Annotated in this window: 23 protein-coding genes; 8 read left to right on the forward strand and 15 right to left on the reverse strand. The window is 71.7% G+C overall.

Features of this window, described 5'->3' with window-relative positions; genetic code table 11:
- The 3 genes from ACZ5GP_RS32710 to ACZ5GP_RS32720 form a co-directional block, all read right to left on the reverse strand.
- On the reverse strand, positions 1 to 997 hold a 997-nt coding region (locus ACZ5GP_RS32710; RefSeq protein ID WP_468754294.1), incomplete at its 3' end, for an acyl-CoA carboxylase subunit beta.
- Positions 998 to 1,295: 298 nt separating this feature from the next.
- Positions 1,296 to 2,132 (reverse strand): DUF4097 family beta strand repeat-containing protein, encoded by an 837-nt coding sequence (locus tag ACZ5GP_RS32715; RefSeq protein ID WP_468754295.1) that lies wholly within the window; start codon positions 2,130 to 2,132, stop codon positions 1,296 to 1,298.
- A gap of 128 nt (positions 2,133 to 2,260) precedes the next feature.
- Positions 2,261 to 2,812: a hypothetical protein gene (locus tag ACZ5GP_RS32720; protein WP_468754296.1), complete on the reverse strand. Its 552-nt coding sequence runs from the start codon at positions 2,810 to 2,812 to the stop codon at positions 2,261 to 2,263.
- Between the two features lie 290 nt (positions 2,813 to 3,102).
- On the opposite strand from ACZ5GP_RS32720, the gene ACZ5GP_RS32725 reads away from it, so the two are divergent.
- Positions 3,103 to 3,735: a YceI family protein gene (locus ACZ5GP_RS32725; RefSeq protein ID WP_468754297.1), complete on the forward strand. Its 633-nt coding sequence runs from the start codon at positions 3,103 to 3,105 to the stop codon at positions 3,733 to 3,735.
- A gap of 144 nt (positions 3,736 to 3,879) precedes the next feature.
- Here the strand turns inward: ACZ5GP_RS32725 and ACZ5GP_RS32730 are convergent, their stop codons facing one another.
- Positions 3,880 to 4,767: an alpha/beta fold hydrolase gene (locus ACZ5GP_RS32730; protein ID WP_468754298.1), complete on the reverse strand. Its 888-nt coding sequence runs from the start codon at positions 4,765 to 4,767 to the stop codon at positions 3,880 to 3,882.
- Between the two features lie 183 nt (positions 4,768 to 4,950).
- Here ACZ5GP_RS32730 and ACZ5GP_RS32735 point away from each other — a divergent pair, with 183 nt between their 5' ends.
- Positions 4,951 to 5,574 carry a GNAT family N-acetyltransferase gene (locus ACZ5GP_RS32735; RefSeq protein ID WP_468754299.1) on the forward strand — a complete coding sequence of 208 codons (624 nt, stop codon included), beginning with the start codon at positions 4,951 to 4,953 and terminating at the stop codon, positions 5,572 to 5,574.
- Between the two features lie 87 nt (positions 5,575 to 5,661).
- On the opposite strand, the gene ACZ5GP_RS32740 is transcribed toward ACZ5GP_RS32735, so the two are convergent.
- Positions 5,662 to 6,357 (reverse strand): hypothetical protein, encoded by a 696-nt coding sequence (locus ACZ5GP_RS32740; protein ID WP_468754300.1) that lies wholly within the window; start codon positions 6,355 to 6,357, stop codon positions 5,662 to 5,664.
- A 120-nt stretch (positions 6,358 to 6,477) separates the two neighbouring features.
- Here ACZ5GP_RS32740 and ACZ5GP_RS32745 point away from each other — a divergent pair, with 120 nt between their 5' ends.
- The gene (locus ACZ5GP_RS32745; RefSeq protein ID WP_468754301.1) at positions 6,478 to 7,131 is read left to right on the forward strand and encodes a TetR/AcrR family transcriptional regulator C-terminal domain-containing protein; all 654 of its coding nucleotides are present in this window, start codon (positions 6,478 to 6,480) and stop codon (positions 7,129 to 7,131) included.
- Positions 7,132 to 7,230: 99 nt separating this feature from the next.
- Here the strand turns inward: ACZ5GP_RS32745 and ACZ5GP_RS32750 are convergent, their stop codons facing one another.
- From ACZ5GP_RS32750 to ACZ5GP_RS32760, 3 genes are all read right to left on the reverse strand, one after another.
- Positions 7,231 to 8,607 (reverse strand): hypothetical protein, encoded by a 1,377-nt coding sequence (locus ACZ5GP_RS32750; RefSeq protein WP_468754302.1) that lies wholly within the window; start codon positions 8,605 to 8,607, stop codon positions 7,231 to 7,233.
- Positions 8,608 to 8,682: 75 nt separating this feature from the next.
- A complete protein-coding gene (cimA, locus tag ACZ5GP_RS32755; protein ID WP_468754303.1) occupies positions 8,683 to 10,287 on the reverse strand; it encodes a citramalate synthase in 1,605 nt (534 codons plus the stop codon).
- Positions 10,288 to 10,766: 479 nt separating this feature from the next.
- On the reverse strand, positions 10,767 to 11,375 hold the full coding sequence (locus tag ACZ5GP_RS32760) for a TetR/AcrR family transcriptional regulator (protein ID WP_468754304.1): 609 nt from the start codon (positions 11,373 to 11,375) through the stop codon (positions 10,767 to 10,769).
- Positions 11,376 to 11,629: 254 nt separating this feature from the next.
- On the opposite strand from ACZ5GP_RS32760, the gene ACZ5GP_RS32765 reads away from it, so the two are divergent.
- Positions 11,630 to 12,100 (forward strand): hypothetical protein, encoded by a 471-nt coding sequence (locus tag ACZ5GP_RS32765; protein WP_468754305.1) that lies wholly within the window; start codon positions 11,630 to 11,632, stop codon positions 12,098 to 12,100.
- Between the two features lie 118 nt (positions 12,101 to 12,218).
- On the opposite strand, the gene ACZ5GP_RS32770 is transcribed toward ACZ5GP_RS32765, so the two are convergent.
- A complete protein-coding gene (locus tag ACZ5GP_RS32770) occupies positions 12,219 to 12,956 on the reverse strand; it encodes a hypothetical protein (RefSeq protein ID WP_468754306.1) in 738 nt (245 codons plus the stop codon).
- Positions 12,957 to 13,473: 517 nt separating this feature from the next.
- Between ACZ5GP_RS32770 and ACZ5GP_RS32775 the strand changes: the two genes are divergently transcribed.
- Both ACZ5GP_RS32775 and ACZ5GP_RS32780 read left to right on the forward strand, forming a co-directional pair.
- Positions 13,474 to 13,896, forward strand: a complete 423-nt coding sequence (locus ACZ5GP_RS32775; RefSeq protein WP_468754307.1) for a hypothetical protein — start codon at positions 13,474 to 13,476, stop codon at positions 13,894 to 13,896.
- Between the two features lie 277 nt (positions 13,897 to 14,173).
- Entirely contained in the window at positions 14,174 to 14,788 is a 615-nt protein-coding gene (locus tag ACZ5GP_RS32780; RefSeq protein WP_468754308.1) for a hypothetical protein, read from the forward strand.
- Positions 14,789 to 15,636: 848 nt separating this feature from the next.
- Here ACZ5GP_RS32780 and ACZ5GP_RS32785 read toward each other — a convergent pair.
- Genes ACZ5GP_RS32785 through ureA form a run of 3 tightly spaced genes read right to left on the reverse strand, consistent with a single transcriptional unit; the run spans position 15,637 to position 19,156 of the window.
- Entirely contained in the window at positions 15,637 to 16,683 is a 1,047-nt protein-coding gene (locus ACZ5GP_RS32785; RefSeq protein ID WP_468754309.1) for an agmatine deiminase family protein, read from the reverse strand.
- A gap of 11 nt (positions 16,684 to 16,694) precedes the next feature.
- Entirely contained in the window at positions 16,695 to 18,416 is a 1,722-nt protein-coding gene (locus tag ACZ5GP_RS32790; RefSeq protein ID WP_468754310.1) for an urease subunit alpha, read from the reverse strand.
- Positions 18,413 to 19,156: an urease subunit gamma gene (gene ureA / locus ACZ5GP_RS32795; RefSeq protein ID WP_468754311.1), complete on the reverse strand. Its 744-nt coding sequence runs from the start codon at positions 19,154 to 19,156 to the stop codon at positions 18,413 to 18,415. The genes ACZ5GP_RS32790 and ureA overlap by 4 nt, the downstream gene beginning before the upstream one ends.
- Positions 19,157 to 19,334: 178 nt before the next feature.
- On the opposite strand from ureA, the gene ACZ5GP_RS32800 reads away from it, so the two are divergent.
- On the forward strand, positions 19,335 to 20,762 hold the full coding sequence (locus ACZ5GP_RS32800) for a cytosine permease (protein ID WP_468754312.1): 1,428 nt from the start codon (positions 19,335 to 19,337) through the stop codon (positions 20,760 to 20,762).
- Positions 20,763 to 20,875: 113 nt separating this feature from the next.
- Here the strand turns inward: ACZ5GP_RS32800 and ACZ5GP_RS32805 are convergent, their stop codons facing one another.
- Complete coding sequence (locus tag ACZ5GP_RS32805) at positions 20,876 to 21,805, reverse strand: zinc-binding dehydrogenase (RefSeq protein WP_468754313.1); 930 nt, start codon at positions 21,803 to 21,805, stop codon at positions 20,876 to 20,878.
- A gap of 139 nt (positions 21,806 to 21,944) precedes the next feature.
- Between ACZ5GP_RS32805 and ACZ5GP_RS32810 the strand changes: the two genes are divergently transcribed.
- On the forward strand, positions 21,945 to 22,580 hold the full coding sequence (locus tag ACZ5GP_RS32810; RefSeq protein WP_468754314.1) for a TetR family transcriptional regulator: 636 nt from the start codon (positions 21,945 to 21,947) through the stop codon (positions 22,578 to 22,580).
- 260 nt (positions 22,581 to 22,840) lie between these two features.
- Here the strand turns inward: ACZ5GP_RS32810 and ACZ5GP_RS32815 are convergent, their stop codons facing one another.
- The gene (locus ACZ5GP_RS32815; RefSeq protein ID WP_468754390.1) at positions 22,841 to 23,950 is read right to left on the reverse strand and encodes a branched-chain amino acid aminotransferase; all 1,110 of its coding nucleotides are present in this window, start codon (positions 23,948 to 23,950) and stop codon (positions 22,841 to 22,843) included.
- Between the two features lie 244 nt (positions 23,951 to 24,194).
- Entirely contained in the window at positions 24,195 to 25,244 is a 1,050-nt protein-coding gene (locus tag ACZ5GP_RS32820; RefSeq protein ID WP_468754315.1) for a 3-isopropylmalate dehydrogenase, read from the reverse strand.
- Positions 25,245 to 25,306 lie beyond the last annotated feature (62 nt).

Below are 25,306 nucleotides of genomic sequence, written 5' to 3' on the forward strand. Positions count from 1 at the left end.
TGCCGTCCAGGCGGGCGAGGGCGCAGATGATGTTCCGCGCCCAGCGCTCGTGGACCTCCAGGAAGTCGCCCTCGTCGACCAGTTCCTCGATGACCTTGGCCATGTCATACGGGCGGTTGCCGTCCGCCGGCACCAGGTCGAGCAGCACGTCCGAGCGGCGGCCGACCGGGTCCTGCGACTCGTGCGTCGGCGGGTTCTCCCGGTTGTTGGAGGGGAGCATCGAGATCAGGTAGCGGACCTCGGCCAGGCAGGTCTCTTCGTCGTCGTAGGCGAAGTGACACACACCGGAGGTCTCGGCGTGGACGTCGGCGCCGCCCAGGCCGTTCTGGGTGATCTCCTCGCCGGTCACCGCGCGGACGACGTCGGGTCCCGTGATGAACATCTGCGAGGTCTCGCGGACCATGAACACGAAGTCCGTGAGGGCCGGGCTGTACGCGGCACCGCCCGCGCACGGGCCCAGCATCACGCTGATCTGCGGGATGACACCGGACGCCTTGGTGTTGCGCTGGAAGATGCCGCCGTAACCCGCGAGCGCGGAGACGCCCTCCTGGATACGGGCGCCCGCACCGTCGTTCAGCGAGACCAGCGGAGCACCGGCCGCGATGGCCATGTCCATGATCTTGTGGATCTTCGTGGCGTGCGCCTCGCCGAGCGCGCCGCCGAAGATGCGGAAGTCGTGCGCGTAGACGAAGACCGTCCGGCCCTCGACCGTGCCCCAACCGGTGATCACACCGTCCGTGTACGGCTTCTTGGCCTCCAGGCCGAAACCGGTCGCCCGGTGCCGGCGCAGCTGCTCGACCTCGCGGAACGACCCGGGGTCGACGAGCAGCTCGATCCGCTCGCGTGCGGTCAGCTTGCCCTTGGCGTGCTGCGCCTCGGTCGCCTTCTCGCTGGGCCCGCGCAGCGCCGCCGCACGGATCTCGTGCAGTTCGGCCACGCGCCCACGCGCGTCGGTGGGCTCGCCCCCGGGAGAAGCGGTCTCGTCCAAAACGGTCATGTAGTGACCTTACGGAGCGCCCCCGGGGAAACGGACCGTCGACTCTGTACAGTCTCCGGGCCGTTTTCCTGGCACCCCCGGACAGAAGGGGCCGGGGGTGCTGAAGAAGTGACTGCTCAGACCCTCGCCAACTGTAGGGTTTCCACAAAAATACGCGGAACAGTGGCCTCCAGAGGAGCCTGCCGGTCGTTCGCCCGGTTGAGAGACGCCTCACAGCGGCGGCCCGCGTACGCACTTCGGGGGCCGCCGCGTTGGCGAGGGCCGACAAGGCCGGCGGGGCGTCCGGCGCGCGGGCCGGTCAGGCCCGGCTGACCGTGATGTCGCCCAGACCGGTGCGGGCCCGCACCTTGACCGTGTCCGCGCTCTCGGCCGGCGCCTCGGCCTCCGCCAGCGCCTGGCGCACCGAACCGGCGCTCGTCCGTACGTCGAGCCAGGCCGCCGTGCCCTCGCGGATGCCGATCTCGATCCGGCCCGCGGCCGTCTCCAGGACGGCCGTGCCGCGCACCAGCTCCCTGACCCGCAGAGCGCCGTTGGCGGTCCTGAGCCTGACGTCCCCGGCCGCGCCCCCGACGGTGACGGCGCCGTTGGACGCCTTCACCTCGATGTCGCCCCCGATCGCCCCGAGATCGGTGGTGCCGTTGGAGTTCTTGACCGTCACCGCGCCCGTGACGTCACCGACGCGGACCCCGCCGGAGGCGGTGACGCGGAGCGCGCCGTCCACCCGGCCCACGGAGACATCACCGTGGCCGGTGGTGAGGCGGAGGTCGGCGGCCCGCTCGACCTGGATGTCGCCCGCGCCCGTCTTGATCTCACAGTCGCCGAGCGTGCCGCGCGCCGCGACGTGCGCGAGCCCGGTGTCGACCCGCAGCCGGGAGCCGGCCGGCAGCGTGATCTCCACGTCGAGCGAGGAGCCCTTGCTGAACGGGGAACGGTCCTTGGGGCCCTTGACCGAGAGGGTGCCGTTCGCGAAGTCGACGCGGGTGCGCTCGGCCGCCTTGACGTCCGCGTCCCGGGTGGCGCTGCCGGGGCGGACCTCGACGGTGGTCCGCGCGGCGTCCCCGGCGACGACGCGCAGGGTCCCGGCGTCGAAGGCGACGCCCGCGGTGATCGGTTCGGGCGTGTCGAAAACAGGCATGGAAGTCCCGTCCTAGTGGCTCGACGAGCCCTGGCGGGCCCGGCGCCGGTGCATTGGGTCGCGCCGGTCGCGCGAAGTCGTGCGGGGGTGTGTGGGGGCCGGGCCCGGTGGGGCGCCGCGAGGGCGGGTCAGCGTACCCACCCCGTGAAGCCGGTGCCGAATCCCAGCCCGTCGCGGTGGCCCGAGGGGGCGGCGGACCTGCCGTCGGGCTGGTCGAGGGCGGCGGAGACCGCGCGTACGAGCCAGGCGTTGACCGACAGGCCGTCGCGGCCGGCCGCCTCTTCCACGCGGGTCTTGATGGGGGCCGGGAGGCGGAGGTTGACGCGGGCCGTGCCGCCCTCGTCGGAGGCGTCCGGCGCGGGAGGCGCGGCAGGGGGTGCCGCCTTGAGTGCCATGAGGGCCGCGTACTCCGCCTGGGCGTCGAACGGTTCCGGGCCGGGCGGGAGTGTCACGACGAACTCGGGGTCGAGCCCCCGCAGCCGGACGTCGACCGATCCCGGCGCCAGATCGCTGGTGATCTCCTCGGCGGCGGCGGACAGGGCGTTCAGCAGGGTGAGCCGGGCGGCCGACTCCAGGGGGGCGGTGAGGCGTTCGGCCAGGGCGCGGGCCTCGTCGCCCCCGGCTTCGGCGGCGACCGCGAGCTCCTGCCGGAGGTGATCGACGTACTGCGTGAGGTTCATGACGCCATCGTGGCACCATTGTGGCGCCATCGCAAACGTGTGCGAGGTCGGGGGCGGGCTGCCTGTTCCGTCGGCGGACCGGGTTGGTTTTTTGGGGCGACAAGGTCGACCAGCGACTTGGCTCCCGGTGACGTCAACTTGGCGCCATGGTGCCTCGCCTCTAAATTCATCCCCCCGCCCGCCACCCGAGACGTTAAAGGTTGAATGTTGAACCGAATCGCGCTACCTTCGTTCTTGTTGAACCTTCAACTGAAGCTCCCCGTCGGAGCTCGTCCCCCAAGGAGCACGTCATGGGTCTCTTCGGCCGCAAGAACGACACCACCACCGTCACCGCCCCGGCGCCCGCCGTACCCGCCGCGGTCGACCCGCGGCTCGCCGCGCTGACCGGCGACTACGCCATCGACCCCGCGCACACCACGATCGGCTTCGTCGCCCGGCACGCCATGGTCACCAACGTCAAGGGCTCCTTCCTCGACGTCTCGGGCACCCTGCACCTGGACGGCGCCGACCCGGCCCGCTCGACGGCCTCCCTCGACGTGCGGATGGACAGCATCGACACGGGCAACGCCGACCGCGACGGGCATCTCAAGAGCGCGGACTTCTTCAAGACGGAGGAGTTCCCCCAGATGACGTTCCGCTCCACCGGGGCGGAGTTCCTCGGCGGCGACGACTACCGCGTCACGGGCGACCTGACGATCCTCGGCACGACCCGGCCGCTCACCGTCGACCTGGAGTTCAACGGCTCCGCCAAGGACCCGTTCGGCAACGAGCGCGTGGGCTTCGAGGGCAAGGCCGAGATCCTGCGGTCCCAGTGGGGCCTCACGTGGAACGCCGCGCTGGAGACGGGCGGCGTCCTGGTCTCCGACAAGATCAAGCTGAACTTCGACATCTCGGCGATCAGGTCGGGCGAGTCGGGCTCCTGATCTTCATCGCCGCCCAAGGGGCCGAGTCCGGCTCGGGGCGTCGGCCAAGTCCCCTTCTGGGCAGCGGACTTCACGCGGTGGCGATGGCCGTTCCCCGTGGGAAGGGTGGGCGTCTGCGTCACGTCGATCCCCGCCGGGCGGGGGTCACGCCGGCGGATGTCCGGCGGTGTGGCTCAGGATCGCCTCCGCGAGGGGGCCGAGTACCGCCGGGGGCAGCGCGTGCCCCATGCCCGGTACCTCCACCAGCCGCGCGCCCGCGATGACTTGCGCCAAGTGCTGCGGGTGCGGGGGCGGGAAGACCGGTTCCGCCGGGGCCGCGACGACGAGGGTCGGGACCTCGGTGGCGGCCAGTTCGGCGGTGCGGAGCATCCCGGAGGCGTCGGCGCGGCCGTGCGCGGTCGACACCGCGTAGGTACCGGCGTGCTCGATGACGCGCCGCTCCAGCTCCCTGAAGTACGCGCCGTCGAACGGCAGTCCGCCGCCTGCGAGCACCCGCCAGTGCTCCACCCGCCGGTCCAGCTCCGCCTCCAGGCCGTGGTCCTCGACCGGCCGGGCCCACATCTCCAGCACCTCCGGCGCGATGCCGGGCAGTTCGGCGACGGGGACGCTCACCCCGTCCGGCCGCACGTACGGCGTCTCGCTCAGCGCGCAGGTCCCCATCAAGGTGGCACTCAGCACCCGTTCGGGGTGGTCGGCGAGGACCAGCTGGGCCAGCATGCCGCCGAGCGACAGCCCCACGAGGTGCGCGCGCTCGATGCCGAGACCGTCCAGCACGGCGACGGCGTCCTGCGCCAAGTCCGTGACGGGGTACGGGTTTTCGTCGAAGTCGTGGGTGGAGCGCCCCGTGTCGCGATGGTCGTAGCGGATGACGTGATGCCGCTCCGCGAGCGCGTCCACCAGGGTCTCGGGCCAGCCGAGACCGGAGGCCTGGGCCCCCATGACGAGCAGCAGCGCCGGGGCGTCGGCAGCCCCTCGCCGCTCCGTCCACAGCCGCACCCCCGGAGCCGCCTCCACATACTGTTCCCGCACCATGAGCCACCTCCGGCAAGACGACGACCGCCCGACCGAACGGCCAAGCAATGAGACGAACCGTATCGTCTCAATAACCCGGCCGCAAGCCCATCCCGGGCGAGGGAGGTAAGGTTCCGAGGCGCCTTGAGGTCATTACCATCAGATGACGCGCCACTGGCTGGGGAGGACATGATGCTTGCGGACATGGTCAGGACGTGGGCGGCGGGGTGGGCAATATCCCGGGGCACGCCCCCGCCGGTCGAGCGCCCCTGGGGGCTCTACATCGAGGTGGCCGGCAACCCCGCGGAAACAGGGCGTCATGTCCTGCCCGTGCCCGAGGAGTCACTGGTCCGCGCCGCGGCCGTCTCGGTGACGGCGCCACGAACGTGGATGAAGATGCCTGCGGAGCCCGAGGACGTCGAGCCCTGGCTTTCGCCGGGATGGGTGGTGGCCCGGGAAGAGACCGGCCACCTGATGGCCATCGACCTGACAGCCACCGACGTGCCCACGCCCGAGGGTTACACCACCACGGTTCAGGCTGCCCACGGCGTCGTGTACGTCCGCGTACGGGACGCGGCGGGCGAGCTCGCGGCCCAGGGGCAGTTGGCGGTGGTCGGCGAGACCGCGGTGGTGGACCAGGTGGTGACGGCGGAGGGCCATCGGCGTAAGGGACTGGGCGGCTTCGTGATGCGTTCTCTCGCGGACCGCGCCGTGAAACATGGTGCGGACATGGGCGTTCTCGCCGCGACAGACGCCGGACGCGCGCTGTACGAGACCCTGGGCTGGAAGAAGCACTCAACGATCGCGGAGTGCATCTACCGGCCCTGACGCCGCAAGTATGGGCGAATGGAGAAGGCCGGCGTGCAGCTCAACGCCGCCGCCGGCCCAACGCCGCCGCCCAGGCCCGCTGCCGGGTCACGGTGTCGTGCAGTCCACCGCTCCCGGCGAGCGCCGCATCCGGCCCCGTACCGCCCACACGCCGGCCGCTCCCGCCCCCACCGCAAAGCCGTACACCGCGACCAGGCCGTGGCCGTTCTCCTGCGTCAGCCACATCGCGAGGCCGAGGACCGGGACGGCGACCGCCGTTGCCCGGTCCTTCACGGCGCCGGCTCCGGCCGCGGCGCCGTGCACGGGGGTCAGGAGTGCCGCCGCCAGGGTCGCCCCCAGGAAGTACGTGGCGCCGGAACTGCCCGCGAAATTACGAGGGTCCGTGCCGGCGGCGCCGCCGATGCCGAGCAGGGTGTCGAGCCGTTCCGGCAGGAGGATGCCGGACAGGAAGAACAGCAGCGTCAGGGTGCCGCCCCAGCACCACTGGGCCAGCGCCGCCACCAGCGCGAGCGTCGCGAGGTTCCACAGCACGCCCCCCACACCGCCGTTCTGCATGAAGACCGAGGTGAACTCACGCCACCAGCCGCTCTCGGCGGGGTCGGCGTCCAGCGCCTCCATCGCGCCCGGCCAGCTGAGCTGGAGAGCGACGCCCGCCACGGCCAGGAGGGTCAGGGCTGCCGCGGCCCAGGGGAACGGACGCCTTCGCAGGGGTCCTTCGCCCACCGCCGCGCGACCGCTCTTGGCCATCAGCACCATCAACGCCGCGGTCGTAGCTCCGAACAACAGTCCGCCCATATCCCCCGCGCCAGCCTTTCCAACAGTGTTCGAAACCGGTCGAGGCCGAGACTACACTCGGCACGCGATTTTTCAAACGGTGTTTGAAAGCGCTGTTACGGTGGGACCATGAAGCTCACCAAGGAGCGGATCGTCGACGCCGGCATGGCCACGTTCGCCGAGACCGGATACCACGGCCTGTCCATGCGCCGGGTGGCCGAGCGACTCGGCGCACAAGCGGGCAGCCTCTACTACCACGTGCGCGGCAAGGACGAACTGCTGGCGCTGATGGCCGACCGCGTCTGCCGACACGCGTACGACGCAGGCGACACCGCAATCGCCGCCCTCCCGCCCGGCACGACGTGGCAGGACCGGATCGAGACGCAGGCCGTCGAACTGCGCCGGAGCCTCCTGCGGCATCCGGGCGGCGCCCTCCTCCTGGCCGACAGCCCCGGCACGCTCAGCACCGGCGCCCTCTCCCTGATGGAACGGCTCCTCGCCACCCTGATCGGCGCCGGGGTCCCCGCCGAACAGTGCGGTGTCGCGGCCGACACCCTCCTCAGCCATGTCACCGGATTCGTCCTCCAGGAACAGGCCGAGCCCCGGGCCCAGACACCGAACATCACCGCGGACGTCTACGCCGACCTGTGCGCGCGCTTCCCGCTCGTCATGGAGACGATGCCCCGCCTCAGCCAGGACGAGAAGTTCCGACGCAGCGTCCGGCTCCTGTGCACGGCCTTCCAGGCCCTCACGCCGGACGGCCCTGCCCCCGAGAATCCCTGACGGAATGAGTGTTCCTGAGGGCCGAGCACCGGAGCCCCGCTCTCGTGCTGCCGCGCGCTCGCCGGCAACGGCGCGTACGGCCGCTTCGGCGAACGCCCCTCAGAATCCGCCGCCACCCCCGAAGTCACCGCCGCCGCCGAAATCACCGCCCCCGCCGAAGTCACCGCCGCCCCCGAAGTCGCCGCCACCTCCGCCGAAGTCGCCCGGATCGAAGTCCGCCCCCGACTGGTCGCCGCCCTCGAAGCCGCTCCCGCCGTCCCCGTAGCCGCCGCCGTAGTCCGCCCCGTACGCCGGGCCGGCCATCATGCCGCCGAGCATCGTGCCGACCAGCAGTCCGGGCAGCATGCCCCCGCCGAAGTACCCGCCCGCCCAGGGCCCGTACGCCGGTCCGGCCTCCCAGTAGGGCCGGCGCTCCCCGGACTCCGTCGCCACGGTGCGCGCCATCGGGTCCTGGCCGTCCGCCAGGCGTGCCGCGTCGGCCGCGCACACCGGGACCTCGCGTGCCGCGCCCCCGGCGGGCGCCCATGCTGCGTCCCGCACGGAGGGGCCGTGCCGCGGGTCGAAGAAGCAGGGGGCGCGCCGCTCGGGCGGCTCACGCCCCTCGCGGCGCGCGGTGAGCGAGGCCAGCGAGAAGCGGCCGTCCTCCAGGGCCTGGGTCACGCCGCGTACGTCCTCGGGGTGCGTCGCGGCCGCCATGTACGCCTTGGCCTTCTCGTACGCGTCCAGCGCACGTTCGTAGTCGGCCCGCATCGCGTCGTCGGCGCCCGGCTCGGCCGGGTGGAAGTCCAGCCGGTCGAGTTCCTCGCCGAAGGCGGTGATGTCCTCGTCCACGACGACGGAGAGCTTGCGGAGCGCCGCGCGCTGCGCCTCCTCGTGGCGCCGCTTCTTGCGCCGGATCACGGCGTACGCGCCGACGCCGCCGGCCACGACCACCACTCCGACACCGGCGAGGGTGCCCACGTTGACCCCTTCGTCGGCCGGGCCGCCGCTCCAGGACTTCGGCGCCCTGCCGGACGCCTGCGCGAGGGCCTCGTCCACGAATTCGTCGAGCTGGGTGTCGGCGCTCTGCCCGCGTACGAGGGAGACGAGGTTGGCGACGGCGTTGCCCGACAGCACGGAACGGTCGGCCTTCGCGTCGAAGCCGTCGCCGAGGCGGATCGCGTACACACCCGTCACGCCGGTCTCGGTGCGCAGGTTCCGGAAGATGTCCCTGCGCGGGAAGTCCTGCGGCAGCACGGCCACGAAGACCGGCTTGTCCGCGTCCTCGATCTTGCGGGCGAGGGCGTCCGCCCGGGTGTCGGAGAGCTGGTCCGACGCCGCCGGGTCGACGTACACCGGACTCTTCTGCCAGGCCGCCGCCACCTCCGAGGTGGTGGCGGCGGTCTGCGCCCCGGGCGCCGCCGTGAAGGACGTGGCGCCCAGGGCGAGCAGCAGCCCGGAGAACCCTACGGTGAACCGCTTCGTCCGATTCCTCATACTTCGAACGTAACGCAGCGGGGCCTCGGGCACAGGCCCGGGAACAGGCGGCCTCCCCGGGGGACGCGCGGGGGATTAGTCGACGGGCTCGACCCCGGCTCGCAGGAGGCCGTACGTGTAGGCGTCCTCCAGGGCGTCCCACGACGCGGCGATGACGTTCTCCGCGACGCCGACGGTCGACCACTCGCCGACGCCGTCCGACGTGGAGATCAGTACGCGCGTCGTGGAGGACGTGCCGTGCTTGCCCTCCAGGATGCGGACCTTGTAGTCGACCAGCTCCAATTGGGCGAGCTGGGGGTACATGCGTTCCAGGCCGACGCGCAGGGCCCGGTCCAGCGCGTTGACCGGGCCGTTGCCCTCCGCCGTGGCGACGATGCGCTCGCCCTTGGCCCACAGTTTGACGGTCGCTTCATTGGCGTGGCTGCCGTCGGGGCGGTCCTCGACGATGGCCCGCCAGGACTCCACGCGGAAGTAGCGGCGGGCCCGGCCCTCGGCCTCCTCCCGCAGCAGCAGCTCGAAGGAGGCGTCGGCGGCCTCGTACGTGTATCCCTGGAGCTCGCGCTCCTTGACGCGCTCCACGACCCGCCCGACGAGCGCGCGGTCGTCGCCGAGGTCGACGCCCAGTTCCTTGCCCTTGAGCTCGATGGAGGCGCGGCCCGCCATGTCCGAGACGAGCATGCGGATGCGGTTGCCGACGAGGTCCGGGTCGATGTGCTGGTAGAGGTCCGGGTCGACCTTGATCGCGGAGGCGTGCAGGCCCGCCTTGTGGGCGAACGCGGAGACACCCACGTACGGCTGATGGGTGGAGGGCGTGAGGTTGACGACCTCGGCGATGGCGTGGGAGACGCGGGTCATCTCGCGCAGCGCGCCCTCGGGCAGGACCTGCTTGCCGTATTTGAGTTCCAGGGCGGCGACGACCGGGAAGAGGTTGGCGTTGCCGACGCGTTCGCCGTAGCCGTTGGCGGTGCACTGCACGTGGGTGGCGCCGGCGTCGACGGCGGCCAGGGTGTTGGCCACCGCGCAGCCGGTGTCGTCCTGGGCGTGGATGCCCAGGCGGGCGCCGGTGTCGGCGGCCACCGTGGACACGACGGCCTGGACCTGGGCGGGCAGCATGCCGCCGTTGGTGTCGCACAGAACCACCACGTCCGCGCCCGCCCCGGCCGCCGTCCGCACCACCGACTTCGCGTACTCCGGGTTGGCGCGGTAGCCGTCGAAGAAGTGCTCGCAGTCGACGAACACCCGCCGCCCCTTGGAGCACAGGTAGGAGACGGTGTCGCGCACCATCTCCAGGTTCTCCTCCAGCGTGGTGCGCAGGGCCAGCTCGACATGCCGGTCATGGGACTTGGCCACCAGCGTGATCACCGGGGCGCCCGACTCCAGCAGGGCGTTGACCTGCGCGTCCTCGGCCGCCCTGCCACCCGGCCGCCGCGTGGCACCGAACGCCACGAGCTGAGCGTGCCGGAAGACCACCTCCTGCCGTACCCGCGCGAAGAACTCCGTGTCCCGCGGATTGGCCCCCGGCCAGCCACCCTCGATGAAACCCACCCCGAAGTCGTCCAGATGCCGGGCGATGGCCAACTTGTCCGCGACCGTCAGGTTGATGCCCTCGCGCTGCGCACCGTCCCGGAGGGTGGTGTCGAAGACATGGAAGGAATCGTCGGGAGTGCTGGTTTCCGTCATGCTGATCAGGCTCCTGTGTCGGATCTCGGTCTACCGGAAAGACCGGCTCCACCGCCCACAATGATCCCGTGCGCTCCGCGTCCGGCTGTTGTTGGGCCGGGAAACGAAAAAACCCCTCGCCGGTGCGAGAGGTCTGCGCGCGGGTCGAGGACGACGGTGTCCGCCCGTACGTGGTGGTACGAGACGGTCACTGCGGACCGGCGCGCCTGCTGCCAATAATCATGGCGAACGAGAGCACGGACGCAGCCTGCCACAGGCGGGACCCGCCGCGTCGCTCCGTCTCACGATGCGGGCGGCGCGGTGGACACGCCGTCCGCGCCCTTGTCGGGGGCCCACGTGCCCTTTCCCGCGCCTACGGTCCACCGGGACGCGTGCGCCCCGGATGGCCGGGGTGGCCGGGATGGCCGGGATGGCTTGGCACCCGGATGGCCCGGACGGCGCGGACACCCGGGCTGCCCGGGCTGCCCGGGGCGTTGTCGCTAGGCGACCGGGGTGAGCGCCCCGTCCAGGAACTCCCTCGCGTGCGCGAGGACTTGTTCGCGGTCCGTCCCGCGCAGCCCGATCGCCACGTGGATGGAGAAGCCGTCGAGCAGCGCCCGCAGGCGGGCGGCGAAGCGGTCGGGGTCGGCCAGGGCGAACTCCCCGCGCGAGACGCCCTCGGCGAGCAGCGCCACCAGGTCGCGGTGCCAGGCGCCCTCGATCGCGGCCTGCCGGTCACGGCCGTCCGCGTCGGCGTTCAGGGAGCGGTTCCAGACCTCCAGCCAGAGGGTCCAGTGGGGGTCGCCGGGTCCGTCGGGGACGTACAGCCCGACGTAGGCGTCCAGGCGCGCGCGGGCGGTGCCGGGGCGGGCCAGGACACGGCCGCGCTCGGCGCCGAGGCGCCCCTCGCTCCACTCCAGGGTGCGCAGGAGCAGCTCGTCCTTGGTGCGGAAGTAGTAGAGGAGGTGCCCGGAGCTCATGCCGACCTCACGGCCGAGCGCGGCCATGGTCAGCTTCTCCAGACCGCGCTCGGCGATCATCTCCATGGCGGCGGACAGGACGTCCTCACGCGGTGGTGCGTTCTTCCGCGCGCGGACCTGACCAGCCATGTCACCGCTCCTTGATCACCTCGGGCCGCGCGGTACGGCGGTACTGCCCCCTGCGGTCCGCCTGCTCCCCCGCTGACCTGCACAGCGGTCGAGTCTCCCACATCGCGTGAAAGGTGAGGGGGCGTCGCCCCACGGGCGAAGCCCGACGCCTGCGCGGGTCGCCGTTGCACGCGCGGCGCGGGATGCGCCAGGATTCCGACGCCGCTGGTCCTTGAACCACCGTGACAGCAAGCCCTTCAGCCCCAAGGAAGCCGATGTGGTCCACCCTGATCGCCGTGCTCGGCACGCTCGCCGGTGCCACGCTGGCCAGTCTCACCACGCACTGGACGGACCGTCGCGCCCGCGCGGCCGACCACCGGCTGCGGGTCCTCGACGCCACCGCGCAGCTCCTCGCCGCCTCCTTGGCCTACCGCGAGCAGTACTGGCTCCGGATAGCGGACCTGCGGGACGGTGAACTCCCGGGCAGGGAGGGCAGGGTCGAGCTGTACCGAGCCCGTTCGGCCGTGACGCACGCCTTCGACCGCCTGGCCCTCACCACGACCGACCCGGAGCTGACCGGCGTCGCGGTCGAGGCCGCGTGGTCGGCCATCGACCTGGGCGACATCCGGCTGGGAGAGGTACGGGACGGGCGCTTCGCCGAGGAGGTCGAAGCCGCTCTCGCGGCGGGCCGCGAGCGCAGCCGCGACGCCCACACCGCGCTGCGCGACGCCGTCCGGGCCCAGTAGCCCGGGCACCGTGGGCGACACCCCGGCCCTGGTCCACGCCGGCGCCACCCCAGAACCGAGCGACGTCCACGACCGGGTCCGGTTCGAGTCCGATGATCCTCTTCCGGAAGCTCGCCTCTCAGGCGCCCCGTGCCGTATCGGAGCCTGTCTCATTCGGCGCCGGCGGACCGCTGATCATCGTTTGCGCGAGGGCGGAGACGATCTCGGCGCGCTGTTCGTCACTGAGGTTCGCGTCGGCCACCAACCGCTCGGCCGCGAGGTAGCGCGAGAACTCCAGCGGCTGATCGAAGTACGCGCGCAAATGACCTGCCGCAGCCTCCTGCGATCGTACGAATGTCCTACTGACGTAGCCCGCGAGAGCGGCCGCGACGGCCCCCAGTCCGCCCGCGACAACGGCACCTGCGGTCGTGCTCGCCTGCAACGCGATGATCACGAACCCTACGAGGAGGGCAAAGCCGAGGATCATCGCCATCTGGGCATTGCGGAATGAGCGGGAAGCCTGCCCAAGTGCGATGTCGTGGTAAAGATCAAGGCGTCGGTGCGTCACCGTCCACAACTCGGAGAGCGTCAGTCTCGCCCTGTCTCGATGGGCGCCACCGATGTCGCCGCCCGGGAAGGGCGATGCATCACCATCCCGCCGAGCGTCGTCGGCAGTGCTGCCGGGCGGCGACGAGATGTACACATCGCCGTGCACAACCATCGCCTCACCGACGGGCAGCCGTAGCGCCTGCTCCAGATCATGCTCCGCCTCCCGGACCCGCTCTCGACCTTCCGAGACCCGCCCCGCCTCAACATCCAGAGGCCTGAGGACGTACGCGCCGAGCGCCGCAACTATGGCGAGCAGCGAAAGAGCCACGGGCGACGACATCCTCCATTCACCGGGACCCAACCGCACATAAAGGAGAATGGCGACAGGGGCGGACAGAAAGAACGTCGCTATAGCAATTCTGCGCTTATTCCAGGATGAGTCCGCGTTGCCTGTCGACATCTGAGGTTCACCCCTGGGCGTGGGCGTGCTCTCCATAAGGGGCGATCATGCAGACCTACGACTGAACCGTCCAGCGATTCGCAAGGATCGGCCTTCAATCGACAGGCAGACCGTCGGCGTCACTCCTGCGGGGACGGTTCTTCCTCGACCCTGTGTACCCCCGCTCCTTGTCCTGCACGGCGGACTATGGCCGCCACTCGTTGCGGTAGCCGGGCCCTGGCGCATGCGGACGCGGCTCGCATCCGAACGGATCACCGTCCCCAACGGACCCCACGTCCGGCGTGCCCGGACGCAACAGCCCCACCACCGTGCGGGGCTTTCGTGTGCCCGCACCCGCACAAGACGGCATGATGGCCCCTTTCAACTCACCACACTTGAGGGGACCATGAAACACCGCACCACCACCGTCGCACTGCTCCTCGCCGGCACCCTCGCCCTCACCGCCTGCTCATCCAGCGACGACAAGGCCGACAGCAAGCGGAACTCCAGCCCGAGCGCCACGGCTCCTGAGCTGACGCAGAAGCAGAAGGACGAGATCGCCCGCTCCTCCGGTCTCCCGCCGAAGCCCGACGCCGCCGAGCGAGCCAGGCTCATCCGGGCCCTGCAGGCCGCGGCACCGGACGTCGTGCGCCACGAGGACAAGGCCGTAGACGCCGCGCGCAATCAGTGCATGGCGATCAACGGCAAGGCCAAGCGCCTCGACTGGCTCGCGTCTCAGCGCTTCACGTACAAGGACGTGGCGACGACAGAAGAGCAGGGCGCGAAGATCAACGACGCGCTGCGGGCGACGGGCTTCTGCAAGGTCTGATCCGTACGACAAGCCCGGCCGCACGTACAGCGGCCGGACTTTCGCCTGCTCCGCGCGCCAACTTGGGCATGAGTGGCGCGATGAGGTGATCATGGGAGTGAAGACGTGTCGCGCACTGATCCGCAGATCCGGCACTGCCCGGAAACAACAGGCCCGCGCAGTACGAGCCTGACACATTTTCAGCCACTCTGTGTAACAGAGACGTTACTGCGCATTCGCCTCTCCTCCACGCGTCGCATGATGCTCCCTCAGCACACGCGCATCCCATAGGGAGATCATGCACACCCGCACCGCCATCGTCGCGCTCATCGCCAGTGCGAGCCTGCTCGCGCTCACCGGCTGCGAGGAGAACGACACGAGCACCAGCAAGGACAAGCCCGCCACAGAGCAGGACGCAGGCGGTGACACCAAGAAGGCCGCCCTGCCCGACATGAGCGGCAAGGGCCTCCAGTCCGCACAGGATCAAGCGCAGGAGGCCGGGTTCTACGGTCTCACCTCCCACGACGCGCTCGGCCGCGACCGCATGCAGGCCTTCGACCGGAACTGGAAGGTCTGCTCTCAGACCCCGAAGGCCGGCACTCACCCGACCGATACGAAGATCGACTTCGCGACGGTCAAACTGGAAGAGACCTGCCCCGGCAAGGACGCGGGTGCGGACGAGCCGAAGGCGGCAGGGGCGACGATGCCCAGCTTCCAGGGCAAGGCGGTCAAGGTCGCACGCGGCGCCCTCGGTTCCGGGACGAGTATCACCGTCAACGACGCATCCGGGCAGGACCGCATCATCTTCATGGAGTCGAACTGGAAGGTGTGCTCGCAGGAGCCCGCTGCGGGTGCCAAGCTCGACGGCCGGCCCGTGACGCTCAGCGCGGTGAAGTTCGAAGAGTCCTGCTGATTCCCCCCGTAGACCGGCCCGACCACACTCGTGTGGCCGGGCCTTCGCACGTCCGGGGAGGTGTCCGTGGCACGCCCCAAGACGAGCAAGGGCCGCCTCGTCCCCCCCGAGGAGCGCGCTGCGATCCCCCACCTCCGGGGCGAGTGCCACGACGGCAACGAGATCCCGCGCCTCACGCGCCGCTCGCAACGCACCGTGTCAGTGATCTGTGCCGAGGAACGCCTCGTCTTCGACGTCGCCATGACGGAGGAGGCCACCCGGCACCACGTGGCCCAGCTCCCCTCGCCTCACAGGTCCAACGTCTCGGCGGAAAACCCGGGTGGGCAAGCCGGGCAAGGACGGCGAGGCGGGCGCGCCGGGCGCGGGCGGAGCAGCTGGTCTGCCCGGGCCGCAGGGGGGGTGCCTGGAACGGACTCGACTGTCCCTGGCCCCCCTGGTCCCGAGGGACCTGCGGGGCGATGACGGCGCCGACGGGGAGCGTGGTCCTCCCGGACTGTCGTGCCCCCACGGGTACAGCCTCCAGGTCGGCCGATATCCCGGACGCGCTCGTGTGCTGCCGCGACGGCGCCACCGACCCGGAACCCGACGACACACCGACTCCCCGAGCCGCATCCGCGCAAAGGGCCGCCGCCTGCGCCGAGCCCTGGAAGCCACCCGCGAGCAGACATCCGTACGCCGAGCAGACGGGGTCCGGAATCAGTGAGGGCATCCGTTACTGCCGGCATTGAGACGCGCCGATCGCCGAAGACCACCCCGGCACGTCCACCCCCTACGGCGGCCCCGTCACCGGACGCGGGGCCCGGTGGCAGATGGTCGGCCGGCTCACCGAGGGTGAACGCATGGGGCGCTCATCGCCCACGGACCGCCGGCTGCTGCTGCGTGATGCAGTGGATCCCCCCGCCCCCGGCGAAGATCGTGCGGGCGTCGACGAGGGTTACCGTGCGGTCGGGGAAGAGGCCGCGGAAGATGCCGGCCGCCAGCTCGTCGTTCGGGTCGCCGAAGGCGCACAGGACGACGCCGCCGTTGCACAGGTAGTGGTTGATGTAGGAGTAGTCGACCCAGCCCTCGTCGTCCTTGACGACGGTCGGCGCGGGCACCTCGACGATCCGCAGGGTGCGGCCGCGGGCGTCCGTCTGGCCCGTGAGGGTCGCGATGATCTCCTTGCTGACCTCGAAGTCGGGGTGCGCCGGGTCACGCTGGGAGTGGACGAGGACGACGCCGGGCGCGGCGAAGGCGGCGACGATGTCGACGTGGCCGAGGGTGCCGTAGCCGTGGCCGGGGTAGTCGGCGGTGAGACCGCGCGGCAGCCAGATCGCCTTGGTGGTGCCGAGCTGCGCGTGGATCTCCGCCTCGACCTCCGCCTTGGTCAGGCCGGGGTTGCGCTCCGGGCCGAGCTGGACGGTCTCGGTGAGCAGGACGGTGCCCTCGCCGTCCACGTGGATGCCGCCGCCCTCGTTCACGAGGGTCGAGGCGTACGTACGGGCTCCGGCGAGGTCGGCGACGTACGCCCCGATCTTGGCGTCGTGGTCCCAGCGGGCCCACTCCTGGGCGCCCCAGCCGTTGAACGTCCAGTCGACGGCGGCCAGTTGTCCCTTGCCGTCGGTGAGGAAGGTCGGGCCGATGTCCCGCATCCAGGCGTCGTCCAGGTCGCGTTCCACCACGTCGATGTCCGGACCGAGGAGTTCGCTCGCGTACGCGGACTGGGCGGGGCCGCAGACCACGGTGACCGGTTCGAAGCGGCGTACGGCGCGGGCGACGTTCGCCCAGGCCAGGCGGGACTCGTCGAGGCCCTCGGGGTCGTCGAAGGTGGGGTTGGGGCACGGCCACGCCATCCAGGTGCGCTCGTGCGGGGCCCACTCGGCGGGCATGCGGAAGCCGTCGGCGGCAGCAGACATGAGGTACACCTTCAGAGGAAGTAGAGGCGGTTGAGGGGGACGGAGTCGGCGGGTTCGGAGCGGACCGGGTCGCCGTCGAGGGTGACGAGGCCGGTCTTCTGGTCCACGTCGACCGCTCCGGTACGGGAGTTCAGGCGCAGGTCGGCCGGGCCGATGCCCCGGGTGCCGCGCACCGCGACCCGGCGGCGGCGGGTGGGCATCGAGTCGTCGCCCTGGTCGACGGCGGCCTGCGCGACGAACGCCACGGAGATGTCGGCGGGCACGGCACCGTGGGCGCCGAACAGCGGGCCGAGCACGAGGGGTTCGCAGGTGTCGGTCGCGGCGTTCGGGTCGCCGGTGACGCCATAGGCGGGGAAGCCGGCCTTGAGGACGAGCTGCGGCTTGGCGCCGAAGTACTCGGGGCGCCACAGCACGATGTCGGCCAGTTTGCCGACCTCGAGAGAGCCGACCTCGTGCGCGAGGCCGTGCGCGAGGGCGGGGTTGATGGTCAGCTTGGCGATGTAGCGCAGGACGCGCGCGTTGTCGTCGTACGGGCCGTCGCCCTCCATGGGGCCCAGCTCCGCCTTCATCTTCCCGGCCATCGCGAAGGTGCGGCGCACGGTCTCACCGGCCCGGCCCATGCCCTGCGCGTCGGACGAGGTGATGCCGATGGCGCCCAGGTCGTGCAGCACGTCCTCGGCGCCCATCGTCCCCGCGCGGATGCGGTCGCGGGCCATGGCCGCGTCGCCCGGCAGGTCCGTCTTCAGGTCGTGGACGGAGACGATCATGCCGTAGTGCTCGGCGACGGCGTCCCGGCCGAAGGGCAGGGTGGGGTTGGTGGAGGAGCCGATGACGTTCGGGACGCCCGCCATCTTCAGGACGTTCGGCACGTGGCCGCCGCCGCAGCCCTCGATGTGGAAGGCGTGGATCGTGCGCCCTTCGAGGACCTTCAGGGTGTCCTCGACGGACAGGCACTCGTTCAACCCGTCGCTGTGCAGGGCGACTTGAACGTCATGCTCCTCGGCGACGCGCAGGGCGGTGTCCAGGGCGCGGGTGTGCGCGCCCATGTCCTCGTGCACCTTGAAACCGCACGCGCCGCCCTCGGCGAGCGCCTCGACCAGCGGGGCGTCGTGTGAGGACGAGCCGCGGCCGAGGAAGCCGATGTTGACCGGCCAGGCGTCGAAGGCGTTGAAGGCGTGGCGCAGCGCCCAGGGCGAGTTGACGCCGACGCCCCACACCGGCCCGAACTCCTGGCCGATGATCGTGGTGACGCCGGAGGCGAGGGAGGCCTCCATGATGCGCGGCGAGAGGAGGTGGACATGGGTGTCCACGGAGCCGGCGGTGGCGATCAGGCCCTCCCCCGACACGATGGACGTGCCGGTACCGACCACGACGTCCACCCCGTCGAGGGTGTCCGGGTTGCCCGCCCGCCCAATGGCGTGGATGCGGCCCTCCCTGATGCCGATGGACACCTTGCGGATGCCCTGCACGGCGTCGATGACGACGACGTTGCTGATGACGACGTCGCAGGTGTCGCGGACGGCGGCGGCCTTCAGATGCAGCCCGTCGCGGGCGGTCTTGCCGAACCCGGCGAGGAACTCGTCGCCGTACTTCTGGGCGTCGGACTCGACGCGGACCGTCAGCCCGGAGTCGCCGAGCCGGACGTGGTCGCCGGCGCGGGGGCCGTGCGTGGCGGCGTACTCGTACGGGGTGAGGCGGCGCGGTGCGGCGGGGTGTCCTCCGGGTCGGCTCATCGCTCGGCCTCCTGGTCGCTCTGGTCGGTCGTTCCCGGTATGCCGGTGGCCCGGGCAGCCGCCCCCGGTACGCCGAGGTAGCCGCAGGCGGCGGCGCGGCGCAGGGCCTCCTCGCGGGCGCCGGGCGCGTCCAGTGGTCCGTCGACCAGCCCGGCGAAGCCGATGGCGATCCGCTCGCCGCCCATCGGCACCAGGCCGACCTCGGCGCTCTCGCCGGGGCCGAAGCGGACGGAGGACCCGGCGGGTACGGCCAGGCGCAGCCCATAGGCGGCGGCGCGGTCGAAGTCGAGCCGGGGGTTGGCCTCGAAGAAGTGGAAGTGCGAGGTCACGGAGACGGGCACGGTGGCGGTGTTGCGCACGGTCAGGGTCGCGACGGGCTCGGGGTCCTCGTGCGCGGGGCCGGGCAGCAGCGCGCCGGGCGCCCGGTCGCCGAGGCCGGCGCCGATGGGGTCGGAGACCACCGCGAGGCGGGAGCCGTCGTCGAAGACGGCTTCCACGTGCACCTCGGTCACCACGTCCGCGACGCCGGGCAGGACGTCGTCCGGGCCGAGAACGGCACGCGCCCACTCGATGGCCTCGGCGAGCCGGACGCCGTCGCGGGCGGCCTCGCAGACCGTGTCGGCGATCAGCGCGGTCGCCTCCGGCACGTTGAGTCTGAGGCCGCGCGCCTTGCGGGCCCTGGCGAGCTCGGCGGCCCCGAAGAGCAGCAGCCGGTCGCGTTCGGTGGGCGTGAGTCGCACGCGCCGTACCTCCCTGTTCCAACCTTCAGCGCCGATCTTTAGAGCGGCACTCTAAGCACTCTAACGACGAAATCCGCGGACAGGAAGGATTGACGGGGGTAGGTACGACAGGTCACATTGAGCGCTGCTCAAACAACGGGGCAACCATCGGGACCAAGCGAGCGTCAGGGGCACCCTCATGCCGATAGAACAGCGCGGAGTCGACACCATCCCGGACGGGGAACGCACCAGCGGCCCCCGCGATCTCGTGTCGATCCTCATCGGCTCCAACCTCTGCCTGGGGGTGATCGTCTTCGGCTGGCTGCCGGTGTCGTTCGGCCTCGGCTGGTGGGAGTCGGTCGGCGCGGTGGTGGCGGGCACGGTGCTCGGCACCGCGCTCACCGCGCCGCTCGCCCTGGTGTCCCTGCGCACCGGGACGAACCTCTCGACCTCCTCCGGGGCCCAGTTCGGCGTACGCGGCCGGCTCGTCGGCTCGGTCGTCGGCCTGCTGCTCTCCCTCGGCTACACCGCGCTGACCATCTGGATCGGCGGCGACGTGATGGTGGGCACGCTGCACCGCCTGCTCGGGATGCCGGCCGGCGGCTTCTCGTACGGCGTGGTCTACGCCCTGCTCGCCGCCGCCACCGTGGTCGGGGCGGTCTTCGGCTACCGCGTGCTGCTGCGCCTGTCCCGGATCCTCGCCTTCGGCATGACGGCGCTGCTGATCCTCGGCGTCGTCGCGTACGCCCCCGACTTCACGACCTCGGCGCTGCCCGGCGCGGGCGGCTATCTCCTCGGCTCGTTCTGGCCGACCTGGCTGCTCGCCCTGGTCGCGGCGGGTTTGTCGGGCCCCATCGCCTTCATCACCCTGCTCGGCGACTACACCCGCTACGTCTCCCCCGCCCGGCACAGCTCGCGCGTGGTGCTCGGCGCGGCCTGGGCGGGGCTGCTCGCGGGGCTGCTGATCCCGCAGCTCTTCGGCACGTTCACGGCGTACGCGGCGCGCGCCGCCCTCGACTACGCCGGGGGCCTCGTCGACGCCTCCCCGACCTGGTACCTCGTGCCGCTGCTGCTCGCCGCCTCGGCGGGTTCGGTCGGCAACGCGGGCCTGATGCTGTACTCGATGGGCCTCGACCTGGACGCTATCCTGCCCCGCGCCTCGCGCGCCCGCGCCACGTACACCGTCGCCGTCGTCGCCACGGTCTGCGTCTTCGTGGGCCACTACGCGTGGCGGGCGCAGGACGCGATGACGTCGTTCGTGCTGCTCCTGACCGCCATCGGCACGCCCTGGGCCGTCATCACCCTGATCGGCTTCAGGCGCTGTCGCGGGGAGTACGACGCACAGGCCCTCCAGGTCTTCAACCGCCGCGCCAAGGGCGGCGTCTACTGGTACCGCTCCGGCTGGAACGTCCAGGCGACCGTCGCGTGGGCGCTCGGCGCGGCGGTCGGTCTGATCTCGGTCGCCCTCCCTACGTACGAGGGCCCGCTGCTTGCCCTGACCGGCGGGGTCGACTGCAGTTTCCTGCTCTCGGGGGTGGTGGGCGGTGTGACGTACGCGGCGCTGACCCGGCGGGCGCCGGCCGCGGCGCCGCTTCCGCTGGTGGAGGAGGAGAGGGTGGCGGGCTGAGCGGGTGCCTCCCGGGGGTTGGCTCGTCCACTGCGGGTCGGATGTGGCTGGTCGCGCGGTTCCCCGCGCCCCTAAAGGGCTTCACGCGTCGCCCGCCTGGGCCGTGACGCACGTCAGGCGATGTCCAGGACCGCCTTGCCGTGGAGGCGGCGGGTGAGCAGGGTCTCGATCGCTTCCGGGGCCTTGTCCCAGGTGCCCCGCCAGGACGTACCGGGGTCGAGCGTGCCCGCCGCCACCTGCTCCGCGAGCCAGGTCAGGTCCCGGGAGAGGCCCGAGCAGCCGAGCAGCTGGAAGTTGACGATCGAGCGGTCGTGGCGGCCCTGCTCCCCGTAGAGCGCCTTGAGCGGGAAGTGCTCCGGTTCGCCGCCGGCCTGCCCGACGGACACGAGGGTGCCGTGCGGGCCCAACTGCTCGTACGCGGCCACCAGTTGCCGTCCGCCGGTTACGTCCACCACGCCGTCCACCGGGGCGCCGGCGGCCTCGGGCACGGCGATCACCTCGTGCGCGCCGAGGGCCCGGAGCTGCTCGCCGCGCCCCTCGGGGTCGCCGGTCACCGCGATCACGTGCGCGCCGCCCCGCCGGGCGAGCTGTACCGCGTACCGTCCGACGCCGCCGGTCGCGCCGGTCACCAGTACGCGCCTGCCGAGGATCGGGCCGATCCGGTCCAGGGCGCGCAGGGCGCTGGCGCCCGCGACCGGCACGGTGCTGATCGCGCCCAGGTCCGCGCCCTCGGGCACGACGCCGGTCCAGTCCGTGTCGGCGACCCGGTATTCAGCCCAGGCGCCGTCACCGGCCAGGGTCACCACGGGGGTGCCCGCCGCCGGGCCCGAGCCGTCGGCGGCGGCCCGCTCCACGACACCGGCCGCGTCCCAGCCGAGCACCGCGCCCTCGGGGGCGCCCTCGATGCCCCACCGCACCTCGCCGTGATTGAGGGAGGTCGCCCGTACGCGGATGAGGGCCTGGTGCGGGGCGGGTTCGGGGACGGGGGCTTCGCCGAGTCGGAGGCCGCCGGGGGCGGAGGGGTCGACGAGCAGTGCGCGCATGGGAGTTGCCTTTCGTCGTACGCCGGAGAGGGCCGGGGGCACCGTGGCCGGTCCCGGCCGCCGCAATAGTGCCACTGAGTGGCAGAATCCTTCAAGGGGCATTCGCCTCCGCGCGGCCGCAGCGGACTACACTCCCGGCATGGACGCGATGGACCTCGACCGGTTGCCCCTGCGGGAGCGCAAGAAGCTGCGGACGCGACAGGCGCTCGTCGACACGGCTCTGGAGCTGTTCACCGAGCGGGGCTTCGACGGGGTGACACTCGACGCGCTGTGTGACGCGGTGGAGGTCAGCAAGCGGACGTTCTTCCGTACGTTCACCAGCAAGGAAGACGTGGCGATGGCGCCCACCCAGGATCTGTGGGGGGCGTTCCTGGAGGAGCTGGAGGTCTGCGAACCGGTCGCGGGGCAGCCGCTGTTCGATGTGCTGCGGGACGCGCTGCTCGCGGCGATCGGGCGCATGCCCGCGGAGGGCTGGGCCCGGCGGGTGCTGCTCAGCCGGCGGCTCGCGGGGCGGACTCCGTCCATGGACGCGCACGGGCTCGCGTTCTGCGACCGTACGAGCCGGGCGGCGCTCGCGGTCGCCCGGCGCCGGTTCGCCCTGCCGGGCGGGGAGGAACTGCGGGCGCGGCTCGCCATCGATGTGCTGGTCGCGGCGTTCCACCGGGCGGTGGAGGCGTGGGCGGAGGGCCCCGCCCCCACCCGGGATCACCTGGCGGCAGCGCTGAGGGCCGCCTGCGACGCGGCACCGGGGAGCCTTACCCTCGCGGTGCGGTAGCCCTGCGCCGGGCGGGAGCGGTTCTCATCTGCGGGTCGCCGTGGGCTGGTCGCGCGGTTCCCCGCGCCCCTGGGGTGTCCTTCACGGCGCCGCTTGGAATGGTCCGGCGCTGGGGGCGCCTGTGGGTGGGCGGCGCGTGGGGCTCGGTCAGGGGCGCGGGGAACTGCGCGACCAGCCACCACGAACCCGCAGCCGACAGACAAGAGGACGGGCCCCGCGTCGACCACGACGCGGGGCCCGTCCGGAAAACCGCGAAGGCCTCAGCCGAGCCCGTGCATCCAGCCATGGACGTCCTCGGACGTCCCCCGCTGGATGTCCAGCAGCGCCTCCCGCAGCTTCATGGTGACCTCACCCGGCTCGCCCCCGCTCTGCTGCCACTCGCCCGCGTTGCACTTGACCGTGCCGACGGGCGTGATGACGGCGGCGGTGCCGCAGGCGAAGACCTCGGTGAGCGTGCCGTTCTCGGAGTCGGCCTTCCACTGGTCGATGGAGACACGGGCCTCCCGCGACTCGTAGCCGAGGTCGCGGGCGACGGTGAGCAGCGAGTCCCGGGTGATGCCGGCGAGCAGGGAGCCGGTCAGCGTGGGCGTGACGATCACCGGCTTCTCGCCGGCCGCGCCGCCGTACACGAAGTACAGGTTCATGCCGCCGAGTTCCTCGACCCACTTGTGCTCGACGGCGTCGAGGTAGGCGACCTGGTCGCAGCCCTTCGCCGCGGCCTCGGCCTGCGCGAGCAGCGACGCGGCGTAGTTGCCGCCGGTCTTGGCGTCGCCCATGCCGCCGGGCACGGCGCGCACGCGGTCCTCCGAGAGCCAGATGGAGACGGGCTTGACGCCGCCGGGGAAGTACGCGCCGGCGGGCGAGGCGATGACGACGAAGAGGTACTCGTTGGCGGGCTTGACGCCGAGACCCACCTCGGTGGCGATCATGAACGGGCGCAGGTAGAGGGACTCCTCGCCGCCGTGCGCCGGGACCCACGCCTTGTCCTGCTGCACCAGGACGTCACAGGCCTCGATGAACGTCTCGACGGGCAGCTCCGGCATGGCCAGGCGCCGCGCGGAGGCCTGGAAGCGGCGGGCGTTGGCGTCGGGGCGGAAGCTGGCCACGGAGCCGTCGGGCTGCCGGTAGGCCTTGAGGCCCTCGAAGATCTCCTGGGCGTAGTGCAGGACGTTCGTCGCCGGGTCGAGCGCCAGCGGGCCGTACGGCACGAGCTGGCCGTCGTGCCAGCCGCGGCCCTCCGTCCACTTGATCGTCACCATGTGATCGGTGAAGTGGCGGCCGAACCCGGGGTTGGCCATGATCGCCTCGCGCTCGGCAGCGGCCAGCGGCGTCGAGGAGGGCTTGAGCTCGATGGTCGGCGTCGTCGTCATGAGTGCTTCGTCCTTCACGGTGTGATGGTGACGGACCGCGCTCACGCCCGTACCGAGCGGTACGAGGACGTCCGAGCTTCCTTGTCTTCACGGCCCCACGTTCGATTATCGCTCGTGGGGTCCCGAGGAGGAAACGGCATGAGTGCGGCCCGGGGGTCGATGGTGACACCCCGGGGCCGCATACGAGAAGCCGCCGGGTGTCTCGCGAGACCCGGCGGCTTGTGTCGCTCGTCGAGCTGCCGGGTCAGCCCGCTACTCGTACGGCGAGGGCGTCGCCGATCTGTTCCGTGGTGCGCACGCTCTCCCCGCGCTCGGCGAGGTCGGCGGATACGGCGGTCTCGATGCGGGCCGCCTCGGACTCGTAACCGAGGTGGCGCAGCAGGAGGGCGACGGACAGGACGGTGGCCGAGGGGTCGGCCTTGCCCTGGCCCGCGATGTCCGGCGCCGAGCCGTGCACGGGCTCGAACATGGACGGGAACTCGCGGCTCGGGTTGATGTTGCCGGAGGCCGCGACGCCGATGCCGCCGGAGACGGCCGCGGCGAGGTCGGTGATGATGTCGCCGAAGAGGTTGTCGGTGACGATCACGTCGAAGCGGCCGGGGTCGGTGACGAGGTAGATCGTCGCGGCGTCGACGTGGATGTAGTCGGTGGTGACCTCGGGGAACTCCTTGGCCACCCGGCTGAAGACGTTCGTCCACAGGTGGCCGGCGTAGGCGAGGACGTTGTTCTTGTGGACCAGCGTCAGCTTCTTGCGCGGGCGGGCCTGCGCGCGGGCGAACGCGTCACGGACCACGCGCTCCACGCCGAAGGCGGTGTTGACGGAGACCTCGGTGGCGACCTCGTGCGGGGTGCCGGTGCGGATCGAGCCGCCGTTGCCCGTGTAGGGGCCTTCGGTGCCCTCGCGTACGACGATGAAGTCGATCTCGGGTTGGCCCTTGAGCGGGGTCGCGACGCCCGGGAGCAGCTTCGAGGGGCGCAGGTTGACGTGGTGGTCGAAGAGGAAGCGGAGCTTGAGCAGGAAGCCGCGCTCCAGGACGCCGGAGGGGACCGAGGGGTCGCCGATCGCGCCGAGGAGGATCGCGTCGTGCCGCTTGAGGGCTTCGACGTCGGCGTCGGTGAGGGTCTCACCGGTCGCGTGGTACCGCTTGGCGCCGAAGTCGTACTCCGTGGTCTCCAGCTTCACATCCTGCGGGAGGACCGCGCCGAGGACCTTGAGTCCCTGGGCCACGACTTCCTGGCCGATGCCGTCACCGGGGATCACTGCGAGATTGAGGATGCGAGAGCTAGCCGACATGCGGGCAGCCTACTCCGGCGTCCCAGGGGATGACATGCGCTGTCCGGCATGCGGACAGCCGT

This window comes from Streptomyces sp. NPDC031466, from assembly GCF_055581265.1.

Excerpts from the sequence above, each read along its gene's own strand:
- ACZ5GP_RS32820 (WP_468754315.1), bottom strand. The coding sequence starts at position 25,244 with ATGTCGGCTAGCTCTCGCATCCTCAATCTCGCAGTGATCCCCGGTGAC.
- ACZ5GP_RS32790 (WP_468754310.1), bottom strand. The coding sequence starts at position 18,416 with ATGAGCCGACCCGGAGGACACCCCGCCGCACCGCGCCGCCTCACCCCG.
- ACZ5GP_RS32765 (WP_468754305.1), top strand. The coding sequence starts at position 11,630 with ATGTGGTCCACCCTGATCGCCGTGCTCGGCACGCTCGCCGGTGCCACG.
- ACZ5GP_RS32715 (WP_468754295.1), bottom strand. The coding sequence starts at position 2,132 with ATGCCTGTTTTCGACACGCCCGAACCGATCACCGCGGGCGTCGCCTTC.
- ACZ5GP_RS32730 (WP_468754298.1), bottom strand. The coding sequence starts at position 4,767 with ATGGTGCGGGAACAGTATGTGGAGGCGGCTCCGGGGGTGCGGCTGTGG.
- ACZ5GP_RS32800 (WP_468754312.1), top strand. The coding sequence starts at position 19,335 with ATGCCGATAGAACAGCGCGGAGTCGACACCATCCCGGACGGGGAACGC.
- ACZ5GP_RS32780 (WP_468754308.1), top strand. The coding sequence starts at position 14,174 with ATGCACACCCGCACCGCCATCGTCGCGCTCATCGCCAGTGCGAGCCTG.
- ACZ5GP_RS32760 (WP_468754304.1), bottom strand. The coding sequence starts at position 11,375 with ATGGCTGGTCAGGTCCGCGCGCGGAAGAACGCACCACCGCGTGAGGAC.
- ACZ5GP_RS32775 (WP_468754307.1), top strand. The coding sequence starts at position 13,474 with ATGAAACACCGCACCACCACCGTCGCACTGCTCCTCGCCGGCACCCTC.
- ACZ5GP_RS32785 (WP_468754309.1), bottom strand. The coding sequence starts at position 16,683 with ATGTCTGCTGCCGCCGACGGCTTCCGCATGCCCGCCGAGTGGGCCCCG.
- ACZ5GP_RS32735 (WP_468754299.1), top strand. The coding sequence starts at position 4,951 with ATGGTCAGGACGTGGGCGGCGGGGTGGGCAATATCCCGGGGCACGCCC.
- ACZ5GP_RS32750 (WP_468754302.1), bottom strand. The coding sequence starts at position 8,607 with ATGAGGAATCGGACGAAGCGGTTCACCGTAGGGTTCTCCGGGCTGCTG.
- ACZ5GP_RS32805 (WP_468754313.1), bottom strand. The coding sequence starts at position 21,805 with ATGCGCGCACTGCTCGTCGACCCCTCCGCCCCCGGCGGCCTCCGACTC.
- ACZ5GP_RS32810 (WP_468754314.1), top strand. The coding sequence starts at position 21,945 with ATGGACGCGATGGACCTCGACCGGTTGCCCCTGCGGGAGCGCAAGAAG.
- ACZ5GP_RS32815 (WP_468754390.1), bottom strand. The coding sequence starts at position 23,950 with ATGACGACGACGCCGACCATCGAGCTCAAGCCCTCCTCGACGCCGCTG.
- ACZ5GP_RS32745 (WP_468754301.1), top strand. The coding sequence starts at position 6,478 with ATGAAGCTCACCAAGGAGCGGATCGTCGACGCCGGCATGGCCACGTTC.
- ACZ5GP_RS32725 (WP_468754297.1), top strand. The coding sequence starts at position 3,103 with ATGGGTCTCTTCGGCCGCAAGAACGACACCACCACCGTCACCGCCCCG.
- cimA (WP_468754303.1), bottom strand. The coding sequence starts at position 10,287 with ATGACGGAAACCAGCACTCCCGACGATTCCTTCCATGTCTTCGACACC.
- ACZ5GP_RS32720 (WP_468754296.1), bottom strand. The coding sequence starts at position 2,812 with ATGAACCTCACGCAGTACGTCGATCACCTCCGGCAGGAGCTCGCGGTC.